This is a genomic window from Mycobacterium sp. WUMAC-067 (assembly GCF_020217485.1).
In the GTDB taxonomy this organism is placed as follows: domain Bacteria; phylum Actinomycetota; class Actinomycetes; order Mycobacteriales; family Mycobacteriaceae; genus Mycobacterium.
In genome coordinates, this window is record NZ_JAEKMI010000010.1 from 1 (window position 1) to 24,238 (window position 24,238).

The 24,238-nt window shown below is 68.6% G+C and carries 23 protein-coding genes; 15 read left to right on the plus strand and 8 right to left on the minus strand.

The window, feature by feature from the left end:
* Positions 1-40: 40 nt before the first annotated feature.
* Positions 41-1,258: an acetyl-CoA C-acetyltransferase gene (locus JF781_RS09110; RefSeq protein WP_225330498.1), complete on the minus strand. Its 1,218-nt coding sequence runs from the start codon at positions 1,256-1,258 to the stop codon at positions 41-43.
* A gap of 93 nt (positions 1,259-1,351) precedes the next feature.
* Positions 1,352-2,314, minus strand: a complete 963-nt coding sequence (locus tag JF781_RS09115) for an SGNH/GDSL hydrolase family protein (RefSeq protein WP_225330499.1) — start codon at positions 2,312-2,314, stop codon at positions 1,352-1,354.
* A gap of 245 nt (positions 2,315-2,559) precedes the next feature.
* Between JF781_RS09115 and JF781_RS09120 the strand changes: the two genes are divergently transcribed.
* The 4 genes from JF781_RS09120 (at position 2,560) to JF781_RS09135 (ending at position 7,122) form a co-directional block, all read left to right on the plus strand.
* A complete protein-coding gene (locus JF781_RS09120; RefSeq protein WP_225330497.1) occupies positions 2,560-3,627 on the plus strand; it encodes an alpha/beta hydrolase in 1,068 nt (355 codons plus the stop codon).
* A gap of 61 nt (positions 3,628-3,688) precedes the next feature.
* Positions 3,689-5,095, plus strand: coding sequence for a cystathionine beta-synthase (locus tag JF781_RS09125; protein WP_225330496.1), 1,407 nt, complete (start codon positions 3,689-3,691; stop codon positions 5,093-5,095).
* A gap of 114 nt (positions 5,096-5,209) precedes the next feature.
* Positions 5,210-5,944, plus strand: a complete 735-nt coding sequence (locus JF781_RS09130) for an RDD family protein (protein WP_225330495.1) — start codon at positions 5,210-5,212, stop codon at positions 5,942-5,944.
* Positions 5,945-5,955: 11 nt separating this feature from the next.
* Entirely contained in the window at positions 5,956-7,122 is a 1,167-nt protein-coding gene (locus JF781_RS09135) for a cystathionine gamma-synthase (RefSeq protein ID WP_225330494.1), read from the plus strand.
* Between the two features lie 74 nt (positions 7,123-7,196).
* On the opposite strand, the gene greA is transcribed toward JF781_RS09135, so the two are convergent.
* Positions 7,197-7,691, minus strand: coding sequence for a transcription elongation factor GreA (gene greA / locus JF781_RS09140; RefSeq protein WP_007168983.1), 495 nt, complete (start codon positions 7,689-7,691; stop codon positions 7,197-7,199).
* Positions 7,692-7,909: 218 nt separating this feature from the next.
* Positions 7,910-8,344, minus strand: coding sequence for a DUF4307 domain-containing protein (locus JF781_RS09145; RefSeq protein WP_225330493.1), 435 nt, complete (start codon positions 8,342-8,344; stop codon positions 7,910-7,912).
* 112 nt (positions 8,345-8,456) lie between these two features.
* Between JF781_RS09145 and mca the strand changes: the two genes are divergently transcribed.
* The 4 genes from mca to JF781_RS09165 all read left to right on the plus strand — a co-directional run bounded on the left by mca (position 8,457) and on the right by JF781_RS09165 (position 12,102).
* Positions 8,457-9,329 carry a mycothiol conjugate amidase Mca gene (gene mca / locus JF781_RS09150; protein ID WP_225330492.1) on the plus strand — a complete coding sequence of 291 codons (873 nt, stop codon included), beginning with the start codon at positions 8,457-8,459 and terminating at the stop codon, positions 9,327-9,329.
* Positions 9,326-9,640 carry a hypothetical protein gene (locus JF781_RS09155; RefSeq protein WP_225330491.1) on the plus strand — a complete coding sequence of 105 codons (315 nt, stop codon included), beginning with the start codon at positions 9,326-9,328 and terminating at the stop codon, positions 9,638-9,640. The genes mca and JF781_RS09155 overlap by 4 nt, the downstream gene beginning before the upstream one ends.
* Positions 9,627-11,642, plus strand: a complete 2,016-nt coding sequence (locus JF781_RS09160; protein WP_225341156.1) for a thioredoxin domain-containing protein — start codon at positions 9,627-9,629, stop codon at positions 11,640-11,642. Before JF781_RS09155 ends, JF781_RS09160 begins: the two co-directional genes overlap by 14 nt.
* Positions 11,643-11,718: 76 nt before the next feature.
* Positions 11,719-12,102 (plus strand): nuclear transport factor 2 family protein, encoded by a 384-nt coding sequence (locus JF781_RS09165; RefSeq protein WP_225328074.1) that lies wholly within the window; start codon positions 11,719-11,721, stop codon positions 12,100-12,102.
* Between the two features lie 7 nt (positions 12,103-12,109).
* Here JF781_RS09165 and JF781_RS09170 read toward each other — a convergent pair whose 3' ends face one another.
* Entirely contained in the window at positions 12,110-12,883 is a 774-nt protein-coding gene (locus JF781_RS09170; RefSeq protein ID WP_225328075.1) for a hemolysin III family protein, read from the minus strand.
* Between the two features lie 181 nt (positions 12,884-13,064).
* Here JF781_RS09170 and JF781_RS09175 point away from each other — a divergent pair, with 181 nt between their 5' ends.
* Together JF781_RS09175 and JF781_RS09180 are read left to right on the plus strand one after the other, a co-directional pair.
* Positions 13,065-13,853 (plus strand): (2Z,6E)-farnesyl diphosphate synthase, encoded by a 789-nt coding sequence (locus JF781_RS09175; protein ID WP_225328076.1) that lies wholly within the window; start codon positions 13,065-13,067, stop codon positions 13,851-13,853.
* A gap of 157 nt (positions 13,854-14,010) precedes the next feature.
* On the plus strand, positions 14,011-14,436 hold the full coding sequence (locus JF781_RS09180; RefSeq protein WP_225328077.1) for a hypothetical protein: 426 nt from the start codon (positions 14,011-14,013) through the stop codon (positions 14,434-14,436).
* Between the two features lie 6 nt (positions 14,437-14,442).
* Here JF781_RS09180 and coaA read toward each other — a convergent pair whose 3' ends face one another.
* Positions 14,443-15,381 (minus strand): type I pantothenate kinase, encoded by a 939-nt coding sequence (coaA, locus tag JF781_RS09185; protein ID WP_225328078.1) that lies wholly within the window; start codon positions 15,379-15,381, stop codon positions 14,443-14,445.
* Between the two features lie 115 nt (positions 15,382-15,496).
* On the opposite strand from coaA, the gene glyA reads away from it, so the two are divergent.
* The 5 genes from glyA to JF781_RS09210 all read left to right on the plus strand — a co-directional run bounded on the left by glyA (position 15,497) and on the right by JF781_RS09210 (position 21,748).
* A complete protein-coding gene (gene glyA / locus JF781_RS09190; protein WP_225328152.1) occupies positions 15,497-16,777 on the plus strand; it encodes a serine hydroxymethyltransferase in 1,281 nt (426 codons plus the stop codon).
* Between the two features lie 119 nt (positions 16,778-16,896).
* Positions 16,897-17,724, plus strand: a complete 828-nt coding sequence (locus tag JF781_RS09195; RefSeq protein ID WP_225328079.1) for an acyl-ACP desaturase — start codon at positions 16,897-16,899, stop codon at positions 17,722-17,724.
* Between the two features lie 245 nt (positions 17,725-17,969).
* The gene (locus tag JF781_RS09200; protein WP_225328080.1) at positions 17,970-19,271 is read left to right on the plus strand and encodes a PhoH family protein; all 1,302 of its coding nucleotides are present in this window, start codon (positions 17,970-17,972) and stop codon (positions 19,269-19,271) included.
* 88 nt (positions 19,272-19,359) lie between these two features.
* Positions 19,360-20,235, plus strand: a complete 876-nt coding sequence (locus JF781_RS09205; protein WP_225328081.1) for a polysaccharide deacetylase family protein — start codon at positions 19,360-19,362, stop codon at positions 20,233-20,235.
* A gap of 49 nt (positions 20,236-20,284) precedes the next feature.
* A complete protein-coding gene (locus JF781_RS09210; RefSeq protein WP_225328082.1) occupies positions 20,285-21,748 on the plus strand; it encodes an adenylate/guanylate cyclase domain-containing protein in 1,464 nt (487 codons plus the stop codon).
* 7 nt (positions 21,749-21,755) lie between these two features.
* On the opposite strand, the gene JF781_RS09215 is transcribed toward JF781_RS09210, so the two are convergent.
* A complete protein-coding gene (locus tag JF781_RS09215; RefSeq protein WP_225328083.1) occupies positions 21,756-22,739 on the minus strand; it encodes a hypothetical protein in 984 nt (327 codons plus the stop codon).
* A gap of 52 nt (positions 22,740-22,791) precedes the next feature.
* Entirely contained in the window at positions 22,792-24,210 is a 1,419-nt protein-coding gene (locus JF781_RS09220) for a class II fumarate hydratase (protein ID WP_225328084.1), read from the minus strand.
* Between the last annotated feature and the right edge of the window lie 28 nt (positions 24,211-24,238).

Here is a 24,238-nt window from a genome sequence, read left to right on the forward strand (position 1 = left end):
AAAACGAGTCGCTAGTTGCACTCTCGCGAGTGTGAACGGCTCAGCTCAGTCGCTCGATCACCATCGCCATGCCTTGGCCGCCGCCGACGCACATGGTCTCCAGACCGAACGTCTTGTCGTGCGTCTGCAGGTTGTTGAGCAGCGTGGTGGCGATGCGGGCACCGGTCATGCCGAACGGGTGGCCCAGCGCGATCGCTCCACCGGACACGTTCAGCTTGTCCTCGTCGATGCCCAGCTCGCGGGCCGAACCCAGCACCTGGACGGCGAACGCCTCGTTGATCTCGAACAGGTCGATGTCGCCGACGGACAGCTTGGCCCGCGCCAGCGCCTTCTTGGTCGCCTCGATCGGGCCCAGGCCCATGATCTCCGGCGAAAGGCCGCTGACCCCGGTGGACACGATCCGCGCCAGCGGCGTGAGGCCGAGCTCCTTGGCCTTGGTGTCGCTGGTGATCACCACCGCGGCCGCGCCGTCGTTGAGCGGGCAGGCGTTGCCGGCCGTCACGGTGCCGTTGGGCCGGAACACCGGCTTGAGCTGGCTGATCTTCTCGTACGTGGTGCCGGGGCGGGGGCCGTCATCGGTGCTCACCGTGGTGCCGTCGGGCAGGGTCACCGGGGCGATCTCCCGCTCGAAGAACCCGCTCTTGATCGCTTCCTCGGCGCGGTTCTGGCTGCGCACTCCCCAGTGGTCCTGGTCTTCGCGGCTGATGCCGGTCAGCAGGGCGACGTTTTCGGCGGTCTGCCCCATGGCGATGTAGACGTCGGGCAGGTTGTTGTCGGCGCGGGGGTCGTGCCACTCGTCGGCGCCTTCGGCCGCGGCGGCGGAGCGCTCCTGGGCCTCACCGAACAGCGAGTTCTTGGTGTCCGGCCACGAGTCGGCGCTGCCCTTGGCGAAGCGGGACACGGTTTCCACGCCCGCCGAGATGAACGCGTCGCCCTCACCGGCCTTGATCGCGTGGAACGCCATCCGGGAGGTCTGCAGCGACGACGAGCAGTACCGGTTGACGGTGGTGCCCGGCAGGAAGTCGAAACCGAGCTCCACGGCGATGACCCGCGCCAGGTTGTAGCCGGATTCGCCGGCGGGCTGCCCGCAGCCCAGGATCAGGTCGTCGATCTGGTGCGGGTTCAGGGCGGGCACCTTGTCCAGCGCGGCCCGCACGATCTGGACGGTCAGGTCGTCGGGGCGCATGTTGACCAGCGACCCCTTCATCGCGCGGCCGATCGGCGAGCGAGCAGTTGAGACAATGACGGCTTCAGGCATGGTGGTTCCCTTCAGATCCCTGCAGATCCCACAGATGGGGCTGGCTCGCTTCACCATCGGGCGGCGGGTCCACCCCGACGGGCGAAGACAAATCTAGTCGCTGCCGACCTCGGGGCACGAAGACGGGGCAGGTCCGGGTGCCGGACGCCGCCACAGCCGCGACATCACGCTGGCCCGCGTGTGGCGCTGCCCGAGGACCGGCGCCGCCGCGGGCACCGGCGGGCCCAGCGGCGGGCGCTCCACCTTCTCGCCCAGCGCGTCGCACAGGGCGAGCAGCAGCGCGTCGGCGGCCAGCGCATAGGCCGGCGCCGACGGGTGGTAGCCGTCGGCGGAGAACATCGCGTCGGGCGTGGCCCGGAACTGCGGCGCCATCAGCTGCGCCAGCGGCACCGGCACGCCGCCGGCCGAGCGGACCGCCGCGGTCTGCGCGCGGGCGAGTTGCAGGCACCGCTCGTGCGCGAGCGAACGCAGCGGCTGCGGAATCGCGCTGATGAACCCCAGATCCGGGCAGGTCCCGACGATCACCACGGCGCCCCGGGCGCGCAGCTTGCGCACGACCAACGCCAGCCGTTGCGCCGACTGGCTCACCCCGTTCAGCGCGGTCACGTCGTTGGCGCCGACCATGATCACCGCCACGTCCGGCGGCGGGCCGGCCACGAACATCGCGTCGACTTGGCCGCACACGCCCTTCGAGGTGGCGCCGACGATGGCCTTGGTGCTCAACCGGATTCGCTTGCCGGTCTGCTCGGCGAGGCCCCGCGCGATCCGCACCCCCGGAACCTCGTCGGCGCTCATGCAGCCGTAACCGGCGGCGGTCGAATCGCCGAAGATCATCAGGTGCAGGTCGGCCGCCATGCCGCGGCGCCACCGTTCCAGAGGCCCGCCGCCCCGCGTGTACACGCCGTCGGCGCGGGGTGGGATGTCCCACGCCTTGGGGATGATGGTGCGCGCGTGGGACGCCTGGCCGACCAACAGACTGCGCGCCCCCAGGTAGGCGGTTCCTGTCGAGGCCAGCGCGCCTGCAGTGGCCAGGGCGATCGCCGAACGACGTGGCACCCGAATGGTCACGCACTCAAGTTTAGGGCCGCTGCCGAGTTTGCGCGGCCGGTGCGAAAAAACGAACTGGTCACGGTGCGAAGCAAAACTGGTATCAAATCAGCAATTTCATACGTTGCACTAAGCAACGGCTGTCAAGCTGAGAACAAGGGGATGGCTGAGCGCCTTGGCAAACGGCTGAACCAGACGCTCAACAGCCTCGTCACATGCTGTATCGCACTACAACGGCGTAGGAAGTGTTGAGCATGACCGCACCTAGCAAGGTATCGGGGTCGCGTGAGAGCACCGTTCGTGCCCATGATGTCCTCAAGGCCCGTCGCGCCCAGACGCGCAAATTCGCGATCAGCGACGGCGCGCCCGTCGAGGTCCTCGAATCCGGCCCCAGCGTTGCTGCGCGATTGGCCAACCTGACGTCACGGCTGACGATCCGGCCGATCCTGACCGTCGGCAGCCACGTCCCCAACCTGCCGTGGCCGTGGGGTCTCATCGACCTCACCGCCCGGGTGCTGATCCCGGCGTCGGCCACCGTCCGCGAGACGGTGCAGCTGCCGCACGCCTCGGCGCAGCTGGTGCGCGCGCCCGGGGTGTTGCCCGCCGACGGCAGCCGCCGGGTCGTCGTGTACCTCCACGGCGGCGCGTTTTTGACCTGCGGGGCGAACTCCCACGGCAGGCTCGTCGAAACCCTCTCGAAGTTCGCCGACTCACCCGTGTTGGTGGTCAATTACCGTCTGCTGCCCAAGAATTCGGTCGGCATGGCGATCGAGGATTGCCGCGATGCCTACCGATGGCTGCGGCGGCGCGGCTACCAGCCTGACCAGATCGTGCTGGCCGGCGACTCCGCGGGCGGCTACCTGGCGCTCACGCTGGCGCAGCGCCTGCAGGAGGAGGGCGAGGAGCCCGCGGCGCTGGTGGCGATCTCGCCGCTGCTGCAGCTGGCGAAGGAACCCAAGCAGGCCCACCCCAACATCGACACCGACGCGATGTTCTCCGCCGGGGCGTTCGACGCGCTCGCCGAGCTGGTTGCCGCCGCGGCCGGGAAGAACAAAGTCGACGGCAAACCCGAAGAGATCTACGAACCGCTGGAACACATCAAGCCCGGCCTGCCGCGCACGCTGATTCACGTGTCGGGCTCCGAGGTGTTGCTGCACGATGCGCGGTTGGCGGCGAGCAGGCTGGCCGCGGTCGGCGTGCCGGCCGAGGTGCGGGTGTGGCCGGGGCAGATCCACGACTTCCAGCTGGCCGCGCCGATGGTGCCGGAGGCCGTGCGCTCGCTGGGTCAGATCGGCGACTACATCCGCGAGGCCACCGAGTAGCCGGGCGCGTTCGCGCAGCGCAGTTGTGCGCCGTGCGAAACCGCCTGAGACGATGTGACGCATGCGGATCGCGCAGCACATCAGTGACCTCATCGGCGGCACGCCGCTGGTGCGCCTGAACTCCGTCGTACCCGACGGTGCCGGCATCGTGGCGGCCAAGGTCGAATACCTCAACCCCGGCGGCAGCTCGAAGGACCGGATCGCGGTGAAGATGATCGACGCCGCCGAGGCCAGCGGACAGCTGCGGCCCGGCGGCACCATCGTCGAACCCACCTCGGGCAACACCGGCGTCGGGCTGGCCCTGGTCGCCCAGCACCGCGGCTACAAATGTGTGTTCGTCTGCCCGGACAAGGTCAGCGAGGACAAGCGCAACGTGCTGATCGCGTACGGCGCCGAGGTCGTGGTGTGCCCGACGGCCGTGCCCCCCGACCACCCGGACAGCTACTACAGCGTCTCCGACCGGCTGGTCACCGAAATCGATGGCGCGTGGAAGCCGGACCAGTACGCCAACCCGGAGGGCCCGGCTAGCCACTACGCCACCACCGGCCCGGAGATCTGGGCCGACACCGACGGCAAGGTCACCCATTTCGTCGCCGGCATCGGCACCGGCGGCACGATCACCGGCGCGGGCCGCTACCTCAAGGAGATATCGAACGGGGCCGTGCGCATCATCGGCGCCGACCCCGAGGGGTCGGTCTATTCGGGCGGAACCGGCCGGCCCTATCTGGTGGAGGGCGTCGGCGAGGACTTCTGGCCGCAGGCCTACGACCGCACGGTGCCCGACGAGATCATCGCCGTGTCCGACTCCGACTCGTTCGACATGACCCGGCGCCTGGCCCGCGAGGAAGCGATGCTGGTCGGCGGGTCGTGCGGGATGGCGGTCGTCGCCGCGCTGCGCGTCGCCGAGCAAGCCGGACCCGACTCGCTCGTCGTGGTGCTGCTGCCCGACGGCGGGCGGGGCTACATGTCGAAGATCTTCAACGACGCCTGGATGTCGTCGTACGGGTTCCTGCGCAGTCGGCTCGACGGGTCGACGGAGCAGTCCAGGGTCGGCGACGTGTTGCGCCGCAAGTCCGGTGCGCTGCCCGACCTGGTGCACACCCACCCGTCCGAGACGGTGCGCGACGCCATCGGCATCCTGCGCGAGTACGGGGTGTCCCAGATGCCGGTGGTCGGCGCCGAGCCTCCCGTGATGGCGGGGGAGGTCGCCGGCAGCGTCTCCGAACGCGAACTGCTCTCGGCCGTCTTCGAGGGCCGGGCGAAACTGGCCGACGCGGTCGCGCAGCACATGAGCCCCCCGTTGCCGATGATCGGCGCGGGCGAGTTGATCAGCGCGGCGGGCACGGCGTTGCGCGACTGGGACGCGTTGATGGTGGTCGAGGAGGGCAAACCGGTGGGCGTGATCACCCGCTATGACCTGCTGGGCTTCCTTTCCGACGGGCCCCGCGGACTGAGCGGGCGCCGGTAGCGCGCGGTGCTGGGCGGGTGATGCGCGTCTCGCCCGGGCGTGAAACGCTCAGGTACGGTAATTCGGCCCAATCGAGCCAAAGATGTCCAGCTGTTCCGCAGTGGAAGGTTGCCCATGACCGATCAACCGCCGCCCGGCGGCGCTTACCCGCCGCCTCCCTCGTCGCCCGGTCCCTCCGGTGGGCAGCAGCCGCCGTCCGGCGCCCAGCCGTTCCCGCCCCCTCCTTCGGCGCCCGCCGGCGGGTCCTACCCGCCGCCGCCACCGCCGCCCGGTGGGTCCTACCCGCCGCCACCGCCGTCGTCTGGTGGCTACGCGCCGCCGCCGCCGGGACCGGCGATCCGCACCCTGCCGACGCAGGAGTACACGCCGTGGCTCACCCGCGCGCTGGCGTTCGTCATCGACATCCTCCCGTACGTCGTCGTGCACGGCATCGGCACCGCGATCCTGCTCGCCACGCAGCAGACGGCCTGCATCACCGACGTCACCCAGTACGCCGTCAACCAGTACTGCGCCACCCAGAACTCGACCCTCGGCATGGTCGCCCAGTGGTTGGCGTCGATCGTCGGGCTGTTCTACCTGATCTGGAATTACGGCTACCAGCAGGGCACGACCGGGTCCAGCGTCGGCAAATCGGTGATGAAGTTCAAGGTGGTCAGCGAGGTCACCGGCCAACCCCTCGGCTTCGGCATGTCCGTGGTGCGCGCGCTGGCGCACTTCATCGACGCGATCATCTGCTTCATCGGTTTCCTTTTCCCGCTGTGGGATTCGAAGCGCCAGACGTTGGCGGACAAGATCATGACGACCGTGTGCCTGCCGATCGACGGCGCCGAAAGGCCGCCCGTCACCTAGGCTGATCGTCGATGAGCGACGACCGCAACCCACACCCCGAGTTCACCGGACTGGCCACCAAGGCGATTCACTCCGGCTATCGGCCGGATCCGGCGACGGGAGCGGTCAACGCCCCGATCTACGCCAGCAGCACCTTCGCCCAGGATGGCGTCGGCGCACTGCGGGGCGGATTCGAATACGCCCGCACCGGCAACCCGACCCGCGCCGCGCTGGAGGCCGCGCTGGCCGCCGTCGAGGAGGGCGCCCACGGGCGGGCCTTCGCGTCGGGTATGGCCGCCACCGACTGCGCCCTGCGGGCAGTGCTGAGGCCGGGCGACCACGTGGTGATCCCGAATGACGCCTACGGCGGCACGTTCCGGCTGATCGACAAGGTCTTCACCCACTGGAACGTCGAATACACGCCCGTCGCGCTGCACGAGCTGGACGCCGTCGCCGCCGCGATCACGCCGCGAACCCGGATGATCTGGGTGGAAACCCCGACCAACCCGTTGCTGTCCATCGCCGATATCGCCGCCATCGCGGATCTGGGCGCGCGGCATTCGGCGAAAGTGTTGGTGGACAACACGTTTGCTTCCCCCGCGCTGCAGCAGCCGCTGACGCTGGGGGCGGACATCGTGCTGCACTCCACCACCAAATACATTGGCGGACATTCCGACGTGGTGGGCGGCGCGCTGGTCACCAACGACCGGGAGCTGGACGACGCGTTTGGTTTTCTGCAGAACGGGGCCGGCGCGGTGCCCGGCCCGTTCGACGCCTACCTGACGATGCGCGGCCTGAAGACCCTGGTGCTGCGCATGCAGCGGCACAGCGAAAACGCCACGGCCGTAGCGGAATTCCTCGCCGGCCATCCCGCGGTGAGCGCGGTGCTGTATCCCGGTCTGCCCTCGCACCCCGGGCACGAGGTCGCCGCGCGGCAGATGCGCGGGTTCGGCGGCATGGTGTCGGTGCGCATGCGGGGCGGCCGGGCAGCGGCCCGGGATCTGTGCGCCAACACCAAGGTGTTCATCCTGGCCGAATCGCTGGGTGGGGTCGAGTCGCTGATCGAGCACCCCAGCGCGATGACGCATGCGTCGACGGCGGGGTCGCAATTGGAAGTGCCCGACGACCTGGTGCGGCTGTCGGTCGGCATCGAGGACGCCGCCGACCTGCTGGCCGACCTCGAGCAGGCGCTGGCCTAGCACGCCGAGCAGAGCCAGAATCGCACGCGCTGCGCGCGTTTAGTGCGATTCTGCGTCTGCTCGCGAGAAAGCGATCAGGAGTGGTACGGCTCCGCGCTGACGAGGGTGACCTCGACGGTGTTGCCGTTGGGCACCACGTAGCTGCGGGTCTCGCCGACCTTGGCGTCGATCAGGGCGCCGCCCAGCGGTGAGTTCGGCGAGTACACCTCGAGCTTGCCGTCGTTGACGCCTTCTTGGCGGGTTGCGATGAGGAACGTCTCGGTGTCGGACTTGTCGCCGTTGTAGTAGACCTTCACCACCGATCCGGGCAGCGCCACCCCGGACTGCTTGGGCGCCTCGCCGACCTTGGCGTTGTTGAGCAGATCCTGCAGCTGGCGAATCCGGGCCTCCTGCTGGCCCTGCTCTTCGCGGGCGGCGTGGTAGCCGCCGTTTTCGCGCAGGTCGCCCTCCTCGCGGCGGTCGTTGATCTCCGCGGCGATGACCGGACGATTCGCGATCAGCTGGTCGAGCTCGGCCTTGAGTCGGTCATGTGACTCTTGGGTCAGCCAGGTCACCGAAGTGTCCGTCATCTCGTCGTGCTCCTCGTATGTTGTTCCGCGAGTTCGCGTAAGTCCTGTTGACTCCGCCGTCGAAAGCGTGCGGGTCCATCCCCGTGTGCTGCGGCGCCGATCTGCTGACGGCCGCTAATGCAGCAACACGGTCCCAACCGGAACCGTGCATTCACCCATGTTACCACCGCGCAAACAGTTGATGACTCCATATTCGCTGTTCGGGGTCGATGGCAGGGTCAGGACGGGCGCAGGTAGGCGGGCACATCGGTGCCGCAGCCATAGATGTCGGCGACCGCCGGCGGCTCGGAGGATTTGACCGTCGTCGTCACTTGCACCGTGGCCGCGTCGGACGGCGGGACCAGCAGCTCGCGCCGTCCCGTCTCGCTGCCGTCGGCGGCGCGGACCCGCACGATGCAGTCCACCGGCCGCGACGGATCCGATCGGGTCACGCTGATCGTGATCGACGCCGTCTGGTCGTCGACCACCCGGTAACCGGCCAGCGTCCCCTTGACGTCACTGGTGCCGAACCGGTGGTAACCGATCGCGGCCACGGCCAGTCCGGCCGCAACGACCAGCACACCCAGCGCGACGATCACCCATCGCCGGGGGATGCGCGACAGCCGGGAACGCCCGTAGCGGGCCTCCGGACGCGGAGCGGGGGTATCGGTCATGCGTGGTTATACCTGGTTGTCGGCTGCCTGGCACCGGCCGACAGCATGCAACGATGTGGAACTGGAATTATAGGGTCAGACCGGGCGACCACCAGAGGTGACAAGGGAGCACGTGAGCGAATTGCGGTTGATGGCGGTGCACGCCCACCCCGACGACGAATCCAGCAAGGGCGCGGCCACCCTGGCCCGCTACGCGGATGAGGGCCATCGGGTGCTGGTGGTGACGTTGACCGGCGGTGAGCGCGGCGACATCCTCAACCCGGCGATGGATCTGCCCGAGGTGCACGGGCACATCGCCGAAATCCGCCGCGACGAGATGGCCAAGGCCGCTGAGATCCTCGGCGTGGAGCACACCTGGCTCGGCTTCGTCGACTCCGGATTGCCCAAGGGCGACCCGCCGCCGCCGCTGCCCGAGGGGTGTTTCGCGCTGGTGCCGCTGGAGGAGTCGGTCGAGGCGCTGGTACGCGTCGTACGCGAGTTCCGCCCGCACGTGATGACCACGTACGACGAAAACGGCGGCTACCCGCATCCCGATCACATTCGCTGCCACCAGGTTTCGGTCGGCGCCTTCGAGGCGGCCGGCGACTATCGGCGTTTCCCGGACGCCGGTGAGCCGTGGACGGTGTCGAAGCTCTACTACAACCACGGCTTCCTGCGGGCCCGGATGCAGTTGCTGCACGACGAGGCCCTCAAGCACGGTCACGAACCGCCGTTCAAGAAGTGGCTCGAGCACTGGGACGCCGCGCACGACCCGTTCGAGTCCCGGGTCACCACGCGCGTCGAGTGCTCGGCCTATTTCAGCCAGCGCGACGACGCGCTGCGGGCGCACACCACGCAGATCGACCCCGACCACGACTTCTTCGCGGCTCCCATCGAATGGCAGCAACGTCTTTGGCCCACCGAGGAATTCGAGTTGGCCCGCTCGCGGGTCCCGGTCCGGCTGCCCGAGGACGACCTGTTCGCCGGGATCGAGACGGACGCGTGAACCACGTCGTTCTCCTCGCGAGCGCCGCCGGCTGGCAGGCCGACAACGCGCCGCAGCACGGGCCCGACTTCGGCAAGGCCAGCCCGGTCGGGCTGCTGATCGTCGTATTGCTGGTGATCGCCACGCTGTTCCTCATCCGGTCGATGAACCGGCAGCTGAAGAAGGTGCCGGAGTCGTTCGATCCCAAGCATCCCGAGCCGGACCAGGCCGCGGACGAGGGCACCGACGCCGTCGACCCGGGCTTTGGGCAGACCCCGGATCAGGCGGACGGATCGCCGCGACCCCCGGGATCCGGCGATGAGCCAGGCTGACCCGCCCGCCACGAACACCCTGGGGCTGGCCACCAGTCCGTATCTGCGCCAGCACGCCGACAACCCGGTGCACTGGCAGCAGTGGACACCGCAGGCGCAGGCCGACGCCGCCGCCCGCGACGTGCCGATCCTGCTGTCGGTCGGGTACGCCGCCTGTCACTGGTGCCACGTCATGGCGCACGAGTCGTTCGAAGACCCCGACGTCGCCGCCGCGATGAACGCGGGATTCGTCTGCATCAAAGTCGACCGCGAGGAACGGCCCGACATCGACGCGGTGTACATGAACGCCACGGTCGCCCTCACCGGGCAGGGCGGGTGGCCGATGACGTGTTTCCTCACGCCCGATGGGCGGCCCTTCTTCTGCGGCACCTACTATCCGAAAGATGGCTTCCTGCAACTTCTTTCGGCCGTCTCCGCCACCTGGCGGGAGCGTCGCGGTGAGGTGGAGGAGGCGTCCGACCATATCGCCGGCGAGCTGCGCAAGATGGCTTCTGGTGTTCCGGGGGAGGGCCCTGCCGTGGCGCCCGACCTGTGTGACCACGCCGTCGCCTCCCTGCTCGAGGATGAGGACACCGTGCATGGCGGGTTCGGGGGTGCACCCAAGTTCCCGCCCTCGGCGCTGCTCGAGGCGCTGCTGCGCCACCACGAACGCACCGGATCGCCGGCGGCGCTGGACGCGGTGTCGCTTGTGGGCAACGCGATGGCGCGCGGCGGCATCTACGACCAGCTCGGCGGCGGCTTCGCCCGCTACAGCGTCGACAACGCTTGGGTGGTACCGCATTTCGAGAAGATGCTGTACGACAACGCGCTGCTGCTGCGCGCCTACGCGCACTGGGCCCGGCGTACCGGCGACCCGCTGGCGCGCCGAATCACCGACCAGACCGCTCGGTTCCTGCTCGCCGACCTCGCCGACGGTCCCATGTTCACCTCGTCGCTGGACGCCGACGCCGACGGCCGCGAGGGCTCGACCTATGTGTGGACACCGGAACAGCTGAACGACGCGCTCGGTCACGACGACAGCCGTTGGGCCGCAGAGGTTTTCGCGGTCACCCCGGCCGGCACGTTCGAGCACGGTGCCTCGGTGCTGCAGCTGCCCGCCGATCCGGAGGACCCGCAGCGGGCTGAACGTGTGCGGACGGAGTTGTTGATCGCCCGGCGCGGCCGGGTCCAGCCCGGCCGCGACGACAAGGTGGTCACCTCCTGGAACGGCCTGGCGATCACCGCGTTGGCCGAGGCCAGCGTGGCGTTGGACGAACCCGAATTCGCCCACGCCGCAAGCCGTTGCGCGCGCGCGTTGGTCGACCTGCACGTCGTCGATGGGCGGTTGCGGCGCGCCAGTCTGGGCGGCGTGGTCGGCGACAGCGTCGCCATCCTCGAGGACCACGCGATGCTGTCCACCGGGCTGCTGGCGCTCTACCAGCTGACCGGCGAGGCGGCCTGGTTGACAAGGGCGACCGATCTGCTGGACACCGCGTTGGCGCACTTCGCCGATAGGGAGCGGCCCGGCCGCTGGTTCGACACCGCCGACGACGCCGAGCAGCTGATGCTCCGGCCGGCCGACCCGCTGGACGGGGCGACCCCGTCGGGCGCGTCGTCGATCACCGAGGCGCTGCTGACAGCGGCGCATCTGGTCGACGGGGAGCGCGCCGAGCGGTACCTGCGGGCGGCCGACGACGCGCTGCGCGCGCACTCGGTCCTGCTGGAGCGCGCGCCGCGCTCGGCCGGGCATTGGCTGGCCGTCGCGGAGGCCGCGGTCCGCGGACCCCTGCAGATCGCGGTGGCCTGCGACCCGTCGCGCTCACCGCTGCTCGTCGAGGCGCGGCGGCTGGCGCCCGGCGGGGCGATCGTGGTGGGCGGGGAGGTGGATTCGTCGGCGCTGCTGGCCGGGCGCGACCGGGTGGCCGGCGCCGACGCCGCTTACGTGTGTCGTGGCCGGGTCTGCGACCTGCCGGTGACCCGCGCACCCGAACTGGCCGCCGCCCTGGGTGTTTTCGACGACTGAAGCCGATGGTGGTGACCCGCTGCGCCCGGCTGCGCCGCGCTGGCGCTCACCACTGGGCCGGGTTACCCTGCCTCCCATGCCGAATGCCGCCAAGACCGAAGCGATCAGAAGCACGGTCCACCGCTACATCGAACTGGTCGCCAAGGGCAGCGCCGATGACTTGGTCGAGTTGTACGCCGACGACGCCACGGTCGAAGACCCGGTCGGCGGCGAGGTGCACATCGGGCGCCAGGCGATCCACGGCTTCTACTCCGCGGTCGACAATCTGCAGCGCGAATGCGAACTGAAGACGCTGCGCGTGTGCGGCAACGAGGCGGCCTTCCAGTTCCGGCTGACCGTGACCGCCGGCGAGCACCGGATGGTGATCGAGCCGATCGATGTCATGGTCTTCGACGGCAGCGGGAAGATCGCCGCGATGAAGGCGTACTGGTCGCCCGACGACGACGTCGCCCAAAGCTAGGCGGCGGTCAAGCTCCCAGCAGCCAAGCGTGGTCTTGCGTGTAGAAGACGGCGAACCACATGGCGATGTAGTGCAGGATCGCCGCGACCGCGGTGAAGGCGTGGAAGAACTCGTGATAGCCGAACGTCCGCGGCCACGGGTCGGGCCAGCGTAAGCCGTAGAAAATCCCGCCGACGCTGTAGAACACACCGCCCACGGCCAGCAGCACCATCGCGGCCACCCCGGCCTGGTGCAGGATCGTCGGGGCGTACCAGATCGCCACCCAGCCCAGCAGCAGGTAAAGCGGTACGCCCAGCCAGCGTGGCGCCGTCGGCCAGCACACCTTCAGCGCGATGCCCGCCAGCGCGCCGCCCCACACGATGCACAGCACCACCACTCCGGTCTCCTGCGGCATGACCAACCGCGCGAACGGCGTGTAGCTGCCGGCGATGAAGATGAAGATCATCGAGTGGTCGAGCCGCTTCATCCGGATCCGGGCCAGGTCTGACTTCCAGTGCACCCGGTGATAGGTCGCGCTGACCGCGAACAGCGCCACGGTGCACGCGGCGTAGATCAGCGTCGAATGACCGGCGCGGGGCGAGGAGGCCGCCCACGACACCGACACCAGCGTGGCGCCGGCGATGATCGCCAACCACGCCGAGTAGAAGTGGATCCAGCCGCGCAGCCGGGGTTTGCCCAAAACATTGGCGGCACCTTCTGCGAGTCGCTCGACGGTGTTGCCCGGGGCGATGGGCTCGGGTTCGCGTTCCGGATGCGGGACGGTGCGGGTCTGGCTGCTCATGTCTCCTGTGTTGTGTCTCTGCAACTGGGGACGCCGATGGCCACGGTGCCATGGGCGGGTGTAACAGCCAGAGTAGCCAGGGATGGTTACGGCGCAGTGTCGACTTCTCGGCCGGCTGCTCATATGACCGGCCGAAATTGCAAGCCGGAATCCATTGCGCCTGGCAGTAGGGTGTGTGTTCGTGGAAATCATCCCGCGGCGACTCAAAGAACCGCTGTATCGGATCTACGAGATGCGGCTGCGGCAGGGGTTGACCGCTTCCAAGTCGGAACTGCCCCGCCACATCGCGGTGCTGTGCGACGGAAACCGGCGCTGGGCGCGCGACGCGGGATACGACGACGTGAGCTACGGCTACCGGATGGGTGCCCTCAAGATCGCCGAGATGCTGCGCTGGTGCCAGGAGGCCGGCATCGAGATGACCACCGTGTACCTGCTTTCCACCGAGAACCTGCAGCGGGATCCCGAGGAGCTGGCCGGGCTCATCGAAATCATCACCGACGTCGTCGAGGAGATCTGCGCGCCGGCCAATCGCTGGAGCGTGCGCACCGTCGGCGACCTCGAGCTGCTCGGCGAGCAACCGGCCCGCCGACTGCGCGAGGCGGTGGAATCCACGCCGGTCGTGGCGCCCTTCCACGTCAACGTCGCCGTCGGCTACGGCGGCCGCCGCGAGATCGTCGACGCGGTGCGGTCCCTGCTGAGCAAGGAACTCGCCAACGGCGCGACCGCCGAGGAGCTGATCGACACGGTCACCGTCGATGCGATCTCGGAAAACCTCTACACCTCCGGTCAGCCGGATCCCGACCTGGTGATCCGCACCTCCGGCGAGCAGCGGCTCTCCGGTTTCCTGCTGTGGCAAAGCGCGTACTCGGAGATGTGGTTCACCGAGGCGCACTGGCCCGCCTTCCGCCGGGTCGACTTCCTGCGCGCGCTGCGCGACTACAGCCAGCGGCATCGCCGCTACGGCAAATAGGGCCTCGCCGCCGCTGCGCCTTGTGACTCGTGGGGCGGCTGATCCCGCCGGACTGGCGCGTGTCAAATATTTACCCGATAACGGGAATAGCCGGGTGAATCACCTCGTCGTTGTATCCGTGGCAATAGCCAACACCGCCATCGCGAGGAGTAATCACATGATGTCTGTCTCTGGTGTATCGGGCCTCACCACGCGGCCCCTCTATGACGCGACCGACTCGCTGTTGCGTTTTGCCGTGCGCGCCGACGCGACCCTGACGGGGTTGTTCGGCTTGGCCGTCGCTTTCCTCGCCGACCCGCTCTCGTCGCTGACCGGCCTGACGTCCTTCGAGGATTACGCCGTGGGGGCCTCCTTCGTGATCTACGGGCTCGTGGTGTTCAGCCTCGGGGCGTTGCCGGACCTGCGCAGCGTCGGTATCGGCGTCATCGTGGCGAACGTCTTCTTCGCGCTGGCCTCGATCGTGGCGGCCGAGGCATTGCCGCTGACCGTCACCGGGGCCGCGCTGACGCTGGCCGGCGGCGCCTACACGGCGGCGTTCGCCGCGTTGCAATACCTGGGAGTGCGTCGCCTCGAGACTGCCTAGTCGCGCCTAAAGTTTGCGCAGCCGCAGCCGGTTGATGGAGTGGTCGGCGTCCTTGCGCAGCACCAGCGTGGCGCGCGGCCGGGTGGGCAGAATGTTCTCGACCAGGTTGGGGCGGTTGATGGAGCGCCAGATCTCGCGCGCGGCGGCGACGGCCTTGGTGTCGTTGAGCGCGGCGTAGTGGTGGAAGTGCGACTCGGGATCGGCGAAGGCGGTGCTGCGCATGGCCAGGAACCGCGAGATGTACCACTGCTCAATGTCTTCGATCCGCGCGTCCACGTACACGCCGAAGTCGAACAGGTCCGACACCATCAGGGTCGGACCGGTCTGCAAAACGTTGAGGCCCTCCAGGATCAAGATGTCCGGATGGCGCACCACGTGCTTGGCCCCGGGGATGACGTCGTATTTCAAATGCGAATACACCGGCGCGCACGCGTAGTCGGAGCCCGACTTGACCGACGTCACGAACCGCATCAGCGCCCGACGGTTATAGCTTTCCGGAAAACCTTTGCGGTGCATCAGGTTTCGCCGGTCCAACTCTGCGTTCGAGTACAGGAACCCGTCGGTGGTCACCAGGTCCACCCGGGGGTGATGGTCCCAGCGCGCCAACAGCGCCTGCAGCACACGGGCGGTCGTCGACTTGCCGACCGCCACGCTGCCGGCGACCCCGATGATGAACGGCACGGGCCGGTCCGGATTTTGCTGAGGCTCGCCCAGGAACTCCGCGGTGGCGGCGAACAACCGCTGGCGGGCCGCGACCTGAAGGTGAATCAGCCGGGCGAGGGGCAGATAGACCTCTTCGACCTCGAGCAAGTCGATTTGTTCGCCCAGACCGCGCAGGCCGACCAGTTCCTCCTCGGTGAGGGCCAGCGGCGTCGACATACGAAGCGCACGCCATTGCTTTCGGTCGAACTCCACATAAGGGCTCGGCTCGCTAAGCCGCGGCATAGTGCAAGTGTTGCAGGAGCGCCGAAAAGCCCGACGGCTGGGCTGGCGAAAAGTCGCCGCTGGATAGACTGGCGCCGTGACTGCTGCACCTGACGCCCGCGCCGCGACCTCTGTGATGTCCGCCCCCCTCGCCGAGGTCGACCCCGACATCGCCGCGCTGCTGGGCCAGGAGTTGGGCCGCCAGCGCGACATGCTGGAAATGATCGCGTCGGAGAACTTTGTTCCGCGCTCGGTGTTGCAAGCCCAGGGCAGCGTGCTGACCAACAAGTACGCCGAGGGCCTGCCCGGCCGCCGCTACTACGGCGGCTGCGAGTACGTCGACGTCGTGGAGAACATCGCCCGCGACCGGGCCAAGGCGCTCTTCGGCGCCGACTTCGCCAACGTGCAGCCGCATTCGGGCGCCCAGGCCAACGCCGCCGTGCTGCACGCGCTGATGTCACCGGGGGAGCGGCTGCTGGGGCTGGACCTGGCCAACGGCGGTCACCTGACGCACGGCATGAAGCTGAACTTCTCCGGCAAGCTTTACGAGAACGGTTTCTACGGCGTCGACCCGACGACGCACCTCGTCGACATGGACGCGGTGCGCGCCAAGGCGCTGGAATTTCGCCCCAAGGTGATCATCGCCGGCTGGTCGGCCTACCCGCGGATCCTCGACTTCGCGGCGTTCGCCGCGATCGCCGACGAGGTCGACGCCAAGCTCTGGGTGGACATGGCGCACTTCGCGGGCCTGGTCGCGGCCGGCTTGCACCCCTCGCCGGTGCCGCACGCCGACATCGTGTCGACCACCATCCACAAGACGCTCGGCGGCGGCCGCTCGGGCATGATCCTGGGCAAGCAGGAATACGCCAAGGCGATCAACTCGGCCGTGTTCCCCGGCCAGCAGGGCGGTCCGCTCATGCACGTGATCGCGGGCAAGGCCGTCGCGCTGAAGATCGCGAGCACCCCCGAATTCGTCGAGCGGCAGCAGCGGACGCTGTCGGGCGCCCGCATCCTCGCCGAGCGGCTGCTGGCCGCCGATGTCGCGAAGGCCGGTGTGTCGGTGGTCAGCGGCGGCACCGACGTGCACCTGGTGCTGGTGGATCTGCGCAACTCCCCGCTCGACGGTCAGGCCGCCGAGGACTTGCTGCACGAGGTCGGCATCACCGTCAACCGCAACGCCGTGCCCAACGATCCGCGGCCGCCGATGGTCACGTCGGGCCTGCGGATCGGCACGCCCGCCCTGGCCACCCGCGGCTTCGGCGACGCCGAGTTCAGCGAGGTTGCCGACGTCATCGCCACCGCCCTGGCGGCCGGCAGCTCGGCCGACGTGTCGGGCCTGCGGCAGCGCGTGACACGGCTGGCCCAGGAGTTTCCGCTGTACGAGGGCCTCGAAGACTGGGCGCTGGTCGGCCGCTAACCGGCGGCGACGCCGCCCTGACGGCCCGGCCGGGCCGGGTTCGAGGATCAAGGTCAGCACTTGTTCCGACACGACCCCGGCGATTTCATGAACCTGTGTACGCGGGTTACAGTTATCTCATGGCACAGAGACCCGTCGCTAACGCGCTGACCCTGGAACTCGAGCCGGTCGTCGAAGCGAACATCGACCGCCACCTGTCCACCGAAGAACTCTGGTTCGCGCACGACTACGTGCCGTTCGAACGGGGCGAGAACTTCGCATTCCTCGGCGGACGCGACTGGGAACCCTCGTCGGCGACGCTGCCCCGGCCGCTGACGGATGCCTGCGAGATCATGCTGCTGCTCAAGGACAACCTGGCCGCCCACCATCGCGAGCTGGTCGAGCACTTCATCCTGGAGGACTACTGGGGCCGCTGGATCGGCCGATGGACCGCCGAGGAGCATCTGCACGCCATCGCGCTGCGCGAGTACCTGGTGGTGACCCGGGAGGTCGACCCGACCGCCAACGAAGAGGCCCGCGTCCAGTACGTGATGAAGGGCTACCGCGCCGACACCTACTCGCAGGTGGAAACCCTGGTGCACCTGGCGTTCACCGAACGCACCCACGCCGTGTTCTGCGAGAACCTGGCCGCCAAGCTCGAGGAGCCCATCCTGGCCGGGCTGGTCGACCGGATCGCGCGCGACGAGCGGCGGCACGAAGTGTTCTTCTCCAACCTCATCGCGCACTGCCTGGACTACACCCGCGACGAGACGATCGCGGCGATCGCCGCCCGCGCGGCCGACCTGAAGGTGCCCGGCGCCGACATCGACGCGTATGCGGACAAGGTGCAGAACGTCGCCGACGCAGGCATTTTCGGTCCGGAGCAGCTGCGGCAGGCGATCTCCGAACGCATCACCGCATGGGGGCTCGCGGACGAGCCCGCCCTGCGGCAATTCATCGTCGGCTGAGCCGGCGGCCCGCTCCCCGCTGATCCCTCCGCGGGGTTGCCGCGGCTTGTCGTGTCGGCGCGCCTGCACAGCGGGCGGACGGCCACGGGAGTAGCGTCGTTCCCGATGGTCAGCGTCAAGCTCTGCTGCCAGGGCGGCACCTCCCGTCACCACAACGGAAGGACCGGCCCCGGTCCTGGTGCTGCGGTTCCCGTCGACATGCCTGTGCGGGTCCGCGCGGGCTCATCCCGCTCGAGGAGCGCTACGTGACCGATATCCGGACCTACGTGATCGACACTTCCGTGCTGCTGTCCGACCCGTGGGCGTGCACTCGGTTCGCCGAGCACGAGGTGGTTGTTCCGTTGGTGGTGATCAGCGAGCTGGAGGCCAAACGCCACCACCACGAGCTGGGATGGTTCGCCCGCCAGGCGTTGCGCCTGTTCGACGATCTTCGGCTCGTGCACGGCCGCCTGGATCAGCCCATTCCCGTTGGGACACAAGGCGGTACGCTCCACGTCGAACTCAACCACACGGACCCGGCCGTGCTGCCCGCCGGATTCCGCGGCGACAACAACGACTGCCGGATCCTGAGTTGCGCCGCCAACCTCGCCGCCGAAGGCAAACGAGTCACGTTGGTCAGCAAGGACATTCCGCTTCGGGTCAAGGCCGCCGCGGTGGGGCTGGCCGCCGACGAGTACCACGCGCAAGACGTCGTGGCCTCCGGATGGTCGGGCATGCGCGAGATCGAAACCGCCACCGACGATATCGACGCGCTGTTCACCGACGGTGAGATCGATCTTGCCGAAGCCCGAGACCTGCCCTGCCACACCGGCATTCGGCTGCTCGGTGGTAGCTCCCACGCGCTGGGCAGGGTCAACGCGGACAAGCGCGTTCAGCTGGTCCGCGGTGACCGCGAAGTGTTCGGACTGCGCGGGCGGTCCGCCGAACAACGGGTCGCCCTGGACCTGCTGCTCGACGAGTCGGTCGGCATCGTGTCGCTGGGCGGCAAGGCCGGCACCGGCAAGTCGGCGCTCGCGTTGTGCGCCGGCCTGGAGGCCGTGCTGGAGCGGCGGACCCAGCGCAAGGTGGTGGTCTTCCGCCCGCTGTACGCCGTCGGCGGCCAGGAGTTGGGGTACCTGCCCGGCAGCGAGAGCGAAAAGATGGGGCCGTGGGCGCAGGCCGTTTTCGACACCCTCGAGGGCCTGGCCAGCCCGGCGGTGCTCGAGGAAGTGCTGTCCCGCGGCATGCTCGAAGTGCTGCCGCTGACCCACATCCGGGGTCGGTCGCTGCACGACTCGTTCGTCATCGTCGATGAGGCGCAGTCGCTGGAGCGCAACGTGTTGCTGACCGTGCTGTCCCGGCTGGGCACCGGGTCGCGGGTGGTCCTGACCCACGACATCGCCCAGCGCGACAACCTGCGGGTGGGGCGCCACGACGGGGTCGCGGCCGTGATCGAGAAGCTCAAGGGCCATCCGCTGTTCGCCCACATCACCCTGCTGCGCAGCGAGCGATCGCCGATCGCCGCGCTGGTCACCGAGATGCTCGAGGAAATCGCCGGACCGCACTGAGCGTTTTCGCCGCGAAACTGTATTCCACTACCGTTTCACCCGCGAAACGCGTCGCTGGTTGCAGTCTCGCGGTGAGTAGGCTCTTACCGTGGCGAAACGACCCGACACTTTGGCCTGGCGCTACTGGCGCACGCTGGTCGGTGTCGTCGCGGCCGTCGCGGTCCTGGTGATCGGCGGGCTGACCGGTCACGTGACACGCGCCGACGACCTGTCCTGCGCGGTCATCAAATGCGTCGCGCTGACCTTCGACGACGGCCCCGGCCCCTTCGACGAGCGGCTGCTGCACGTCCTGAAGGACAACGACGCCAAGGCCACGTTCTTTCTGATCGGCAACAAGGTGGCCGCCAACCCGGCGGGGGCCAAGCGCATCGCCGACGCGGGGATGGAAATCGGCAGCCACACCTGGGAACACCCCAACATGACCACCATCCCGCGGGAGGACATCGCCGCGCAGTTCTCCAAGGCGAATGACGCCATCACCGCCGCGACGGGCCGCACGCCGACGTTGTACCGGCCCGCGGGCGGATTGTCCGACCCGGTGGTGCGCCAGACCGCCGGTCAATTCGGGCTGGCCGAAATCCTTTGGGACGTCATCCCTTTCGATTGGGCCAACGACTCGAACACGGCGGCGACGCGATCCATGCTGATGACCTACATCAAGCCGGGTTCGGTGGTGCTGTTCCATGACACCTATTCGAGCACCGTCGATCTCGTCTATCAGTTCATCCCGGTGCTCAAGGCCAACGGCTACCGGATGGTGACGGTCAGCGAACTGCTGGGACCACGCGCGCCCGGCAGCAGTTACGGCGGCCGGGAGAACGGCCCACCCGTCAACGGTCTGCGCGACATCCCCGCCGGTGATATCCCCACGCTGCCCGACACGCCCTCACCCAAGCCGATGCCCAACTTCCCGATCACCGACATCCCCGGGCAGAACTCCGGCGGGCCGAACAACGGTGCCTAGCGCCAACGTCGGGCCCGCCGCGAAAGGACGAAAGTCCGCTCGACGGTGGATGTTTCACTACGGGCTCGACCTGAGCCTGTCCTATGTCCTGGCCGTCGTCGAAGCGGCCGCCATCTTGATCCCCCTGCGCGGCCACACGTCCGTCGCGGCCAACGACGACTTCGCGCGGCACAGCACGGCGCCAGTGGCGCTGCTGATCGTGTTGGGCATCATCGGCGTCTCAGTGGCAGGCGCCCTGAGCCTGGCGCCCACGCTGCGCTGGTTTGTGGCGGGCGACGAACCGACACCGGAACAGCGCGAGGCCGTGATGAAGCTGGCCGGGCGCCAGTCGGCGATCCTGGTGACGGCCTGGGCGCTGAGCGGCGGAACCTTCATCCTGCTGAATCTGGGTGGTGGGGCCCGGCTGCTGCTGCCCATCGTGCTCGGCGTGGTGCTCGGCGGCTCGGCCGCCGCCGGCACGGGGATGCTGCTCGCGCAGCGCACCATGCGCCCCATCATGCGGGCCGCCACGCTGGGCGCCGAGCCGCGGCTGGCCGTGCCGAGCGTGTACGCGCGACTGGTTCTGCTGTGGTTTCTGTGCAGCGCGTTTCCCATCGCGGTCATCGCGTCGCTGATCGTCCTCCGCTCCTACGGGTGGCTGATCGAGAAGTCGGCATCATTGGACGTGCCGATCCTGGTGGTGTCGCTGGCGGCGCTGGTGCTGGGGCTGCCGACGATGATCCTGACGTCTCGGTCCATCTCGGACCCCATAGGCGAGGTCGTCGACGCCATGGCGGAGGTCGAACACGGCCGCATGGAGACCTACGTCGGCGCCTACGAACGTTCCCAAATCGGGCGGCTGCAAACAGGATTCAACCGAATGGTGGCCGGGCTCGCTGAGCGTGACCGGCTGCGTGATCTGTTCGGGCGCCACGTCGGGGCCGACGTCGCGCAGCGCGCCGTCGAAGAGGGAGCATCCCTGTCCGGCGACGTGGTCGAAGCGGCGGTGCTGTTCATCGACCTGGTGGGTTCCACGCAGCTCGCGGAAAACCGCCCGCCGCAAGAGGTTGCCGAGGTGCTCAACGACTTCTTCCGGATCGTCGTCAACGCCGTCGACGAACACCACGGGATGATCAACAAATTCGCCGGTGACGCCGCGCTGGCCGTATTTGGGGTGCCGTTGCCGACGAGCGAGCCGGCGTCCTCGGCCCTGGCGACAGCCCGTGCACTGGCCACGCAACTGCGGCGGTTGCCGGTCGATTTCGGCGTCGGCGTCTCCGCGGGGCGCGTTTTCGCCGGCAACGTCGGCGCCGAGAACCGGTACGAATACACAGTGATCGGCGACGCCGTCAACGAGGCCGCGCGGCTGGCCGACCTCGCCAAGACTTCCGATCGGCGAATCCTGTGTTCGGCGGCCGCCATCGAGGCGGCCGGTGAGGCCGAACGCGGGCACTGGGCCGAATGCTATTCCACCGTGTTGCGCGGGCGATCCGAGGCCACGCACGTGTCGGCGCCGACGGCCCCGGCCGGTTAGGGCCGCGTCAGGACTTCGAGACCTTCAGCGCGGCAATGATTTTGCCGACGAGGTCCGCCGACGCGGTGTCACCGATGGGTGTGCTGCCGATGAAAACGGTGACCGGCTTGGTGTCGACCGCGATGATGCTGACCGAGTCGCCTTTGACGTTGCGGGTGGGGTCGGCGATCGTGACGTCGGCGTCGGCCCGCACCGCCTTGGTCCCGTCCACGGTGATCGACGACGTCTTGACCGGTCCCAGCGTGGGTGCCGCGTTGGCATACCCGGGTCCGTTGACCACGCACTGCATCAGTTTGGTGGCTTGCGCCGTGAGGTCCATGCTGGCAACGAAATTGGTGACTGCGACCTCGGCCGTCATCATCCATTGATTGGCGCCGGGCACGTCCTGGGCGACGCCGAGTCCGCCGATCAGGTTGGGCCCCTGGTCATCGGAGAACACCGTCCACCCGGAGGGCGCCGCGCCGGCCGGGAACGAGAGCTTGCCGGCGGCGATCGAGTCGCTGCGGGGCATCTCACCGCCGGACACATTCGGCGTGCAATCGGTGGCGTTTTGCGCCGAATTCCTCGGTTGCGAGACCGACGTGCTCGTCGACGGCGGCGCGGCGCTCGACGGCTTCTTGCCGTGGCCGCCCTTCATCACCACGAGGGTGGCCACCAGCGCTATCACGGCCAGCGCGACCACACCGGCGACGATCAACCACGGCAGCTTCGAGCCACCGGGGGGACGGCCCGGCGGGTAGGGCCCGCCGGGCGGAAATGGTTGTCCCGGTGGGGGATACTGCGGCGCCTGGTAAGGGTTGGCGGCGGGGCCGCCCGGCGGCGGATACGGGTACGGGCCGCCCGGCGGATAGGCGTACGGACCGCCCTGCGGGTAAGGGCCTTGCGGGTAGGGGCCGCCGGCCGGCGGCTGGCCGCGCCAATTCGGGTCCTGCCCATACGGATTGCTTCCGTAAGGCCCCTGACCGTAGGGGCCGCCGGGAGGAGCCGTCATGGAAAAACCACCCTTACTCTTCGTCGACCGCCGTCACCGCATGACGGCCGGCCTAGTCTTTCGGCTTGACCTCGTCTTGGACGCGGGCCATGGCCAGCACGTCGAGGCGGCGGTCGAGCTCCTCGATCGACAGCTTGTCGCCGATCAGGCCGCGGTCGATCACGGTCTGGCGAATCGTCTTGCGCTCCTTGAGGGCTTGCTTGGCCACCGCGGCGGCCTCCTCGTAGCCGATCGCCGAGTTCAGCGGCGTCACGATGGACGGCGACGATTCGGCGAGCTCCCGCAGGTGCTCGACGTTGGCCGCCAGGCCGCTGATGCAGCGCTCGGCGAACAGCTTCGACACGTTGGTCAGCAGCTTGAACGACTCGAGAATGTTGCGGGCCATCATCGGGATGTACACGTTGAGCTCGAACGCACCGGACAGGCCGCCGACCGCCACCGCGGCATCGTTGCCGATCACCTGCGCGGCGACCTGCGTAACTGCTTCGGGGAGAACCGGATTCACCTTGCCCGGCATGATCGAGCTGCCCGGCTGCAGGTCGGGCAGCTGGATTTCGGCCAGGCCGGTCAGCGGGCCCGACCCCATCCAGCGGACGTCGTTGGCGATCTTGGTCAGCGAGACGGCGATGGTGCGCAGCGCCCCGGACGCCTCGACCAGCCCGTCGCGCGCGGCTTGGGCCTCGAAGGAGTTTGCCGCCGTGCGCAATTCGCTCAGGCCGGTGGAGGCGATCAACGTTTCGACCACCTTGGCGCCGAAGCCGTCGGGAGCGTTCAGGCCGGTGCCCACCGCGGTCCCGCCGATCGCCAGCTCACCCAGTCGGGGCAGTGTGGCGCGCACCCGCTCGATGCCCGCCTCGATCTGGCGGGCGTACCCGCTGAATTCCTGGCCGAGCGTGACGGGAACGGCGTCCATCAGGTGGGTGCGGCCCGACTTGACCACGGTGTGCCATTCGCGGGCCTTGCCCGCCAGCGCGTCGTGCAGCACCTCGAGCGCCGGAATGAGGTGGCGCACGGCGGCTTCGGTGGCAGCGATGTGGGTTGCGGTGGGGAAGGTGTCATTGGACGACTGCGACATGTTGACGTCGTCGTTGGGGTGCACCGTGACACCATTGGCGGCCGCGATGCTGGCGATCACCTCGTTGGTGTTCATGTTGGAGCTGGTGCCCGAACCGGTCTGGAAGACGTCGATGGGGAACTGGTCGTCGTGGCGGCCATCGGCGATCTCGGCGGCCGCGGCGATGATCGCGTCGGCCTTCTCCGGAGCGAGCAGCCCGAGGTCCTTGTTGACCTGCGCGCAGGCGCCCTTCAGCAGGCCCAAGGCACGGATCTGGGTGCGCTCCAGGCCCCGGCCGGAAATCGGAAAGTTCTCGACCGCACGCTGGGTTTGCGCGCGCCACAACGCTTTTGCGGGGACGCGGACCTCGCCCATGGTGTCGTGCTCGATGCGGTACTCGGCGTCATCCGTGGCCATAGAGTGCTGGCTTCCTCGTTCTTCGAAG

Coding starts and splice junctions, on each gene's coding strand:
- JF781_RS09160 (WP_225341156.1), top strand. CDS start 9,627: ATGAGCCAGGCTGACCCGCCCGCCACGAACACCCTGGGGCTGGCCACC.
- JF781_RS09210 (WP_225328082.1), top strand. CDS start 20,285: ATGTTTCACTACGGGCTCGACCTGAGCCTGTCCTATGTCCTGGCCGTC.
- JF781_RS09145 (WP_225330493.1), bottom strand. CDS start 8,344: ATGACCGATACCCCCGCTCCGCGTCCGGAGGCCCGCTACGGGCGTTCC.
- JF781_RS09215 (WP_225328083.1), bottom strand. CDS start 22,739: ATGACGGCTCCTCCCGGCGGCCCCTACGGTCAGGGGCCTTACGGAAGC.
- glyA (WP_225328152.1), top strand. CDS start 15,497: ATGTCCGCCCCCCTCGCCGAGGTCGACCCCGACATCGCCGCGCTGCTG.
- JF781_RS09130 (WP_225330495.1), top strand. CDS start 5,210: ATGACCGATCAACCGCCGCCCGGCGGCGCTTACCCGCCGCCTCCCTCG.
- JF781_RS09135 (WP_225330494.1), top strand. CDS start 5,956: ATGAGCGACGACCGCAACCCACACCCCGAGTTCACCGGACTGGCCACC.
- JF781_RS09195 (WP_225328079.1), top strand. CDS start 16,897: ATGGCACAGAGACCCGTCGCTAACGCGCTGACCCTGGAACTCGAGCCG.
- greA (WP_007168983.1), bottom strand. CDS start 7,691: ATGACGGACACTTCGGTGACCTGGCTGACCCAAGAGTCACATGACCGA.
- JF781_RS09220 (WP_225328084.1), bottom strand. CDS start 24,210: ATGGCCACGGATGACGCCGAGTACCGCATCGAGCACGACACCATGGGC.
- coaA (WP_225328078.1), bottom strand. CDS start 15,381: ATGCCGCGGCTTAGCGAGCCGAGCCCTTATGTGGAGTTCGACCGAAAG.
- JF781_RS09170 (WP_225328075.1), bottom strand. CDS start 12,883: ATGAGCAGCCAGACCCGCACCGTCCCGCATCCGGAACGCGAACCCGAG.
- JF781_RS09110 (WP_225330498.1), bottom strand. CDS start 1,258: ATGCCTGAAGCCGTCATTGTCTCAACTGCTCGCTCGCCGATCGGCCGC.
- JF781_RS09120 (WP_225330497.1), top strand. CDS start 2,560: ATGACCGCACCTAGCAAGGTATCGGGGTCGCGTGAGAGCACCGTTCGT.
- JF781_RS09165 (WP_225328074.1), top strand. CDS start 11,719: ATGCCGAATGCCGCCAAGACCGAAGCGATCAGAAGCACGGTCCACCGC.
- JF781_RS09125 (WP_225330496.1), top strand. CDS start 3,689: ATGCGGATCGCGCAGCACATCAGTGACCTCATCGGCGGCACGCCGCTG.
- JF781_RS09180 (WP_225328077.1), top strand. CDS start 14,011: ATGATGTCTGTCTCTGGTGTATCGGGCCTCACCACGCGGCCCCTCTAT.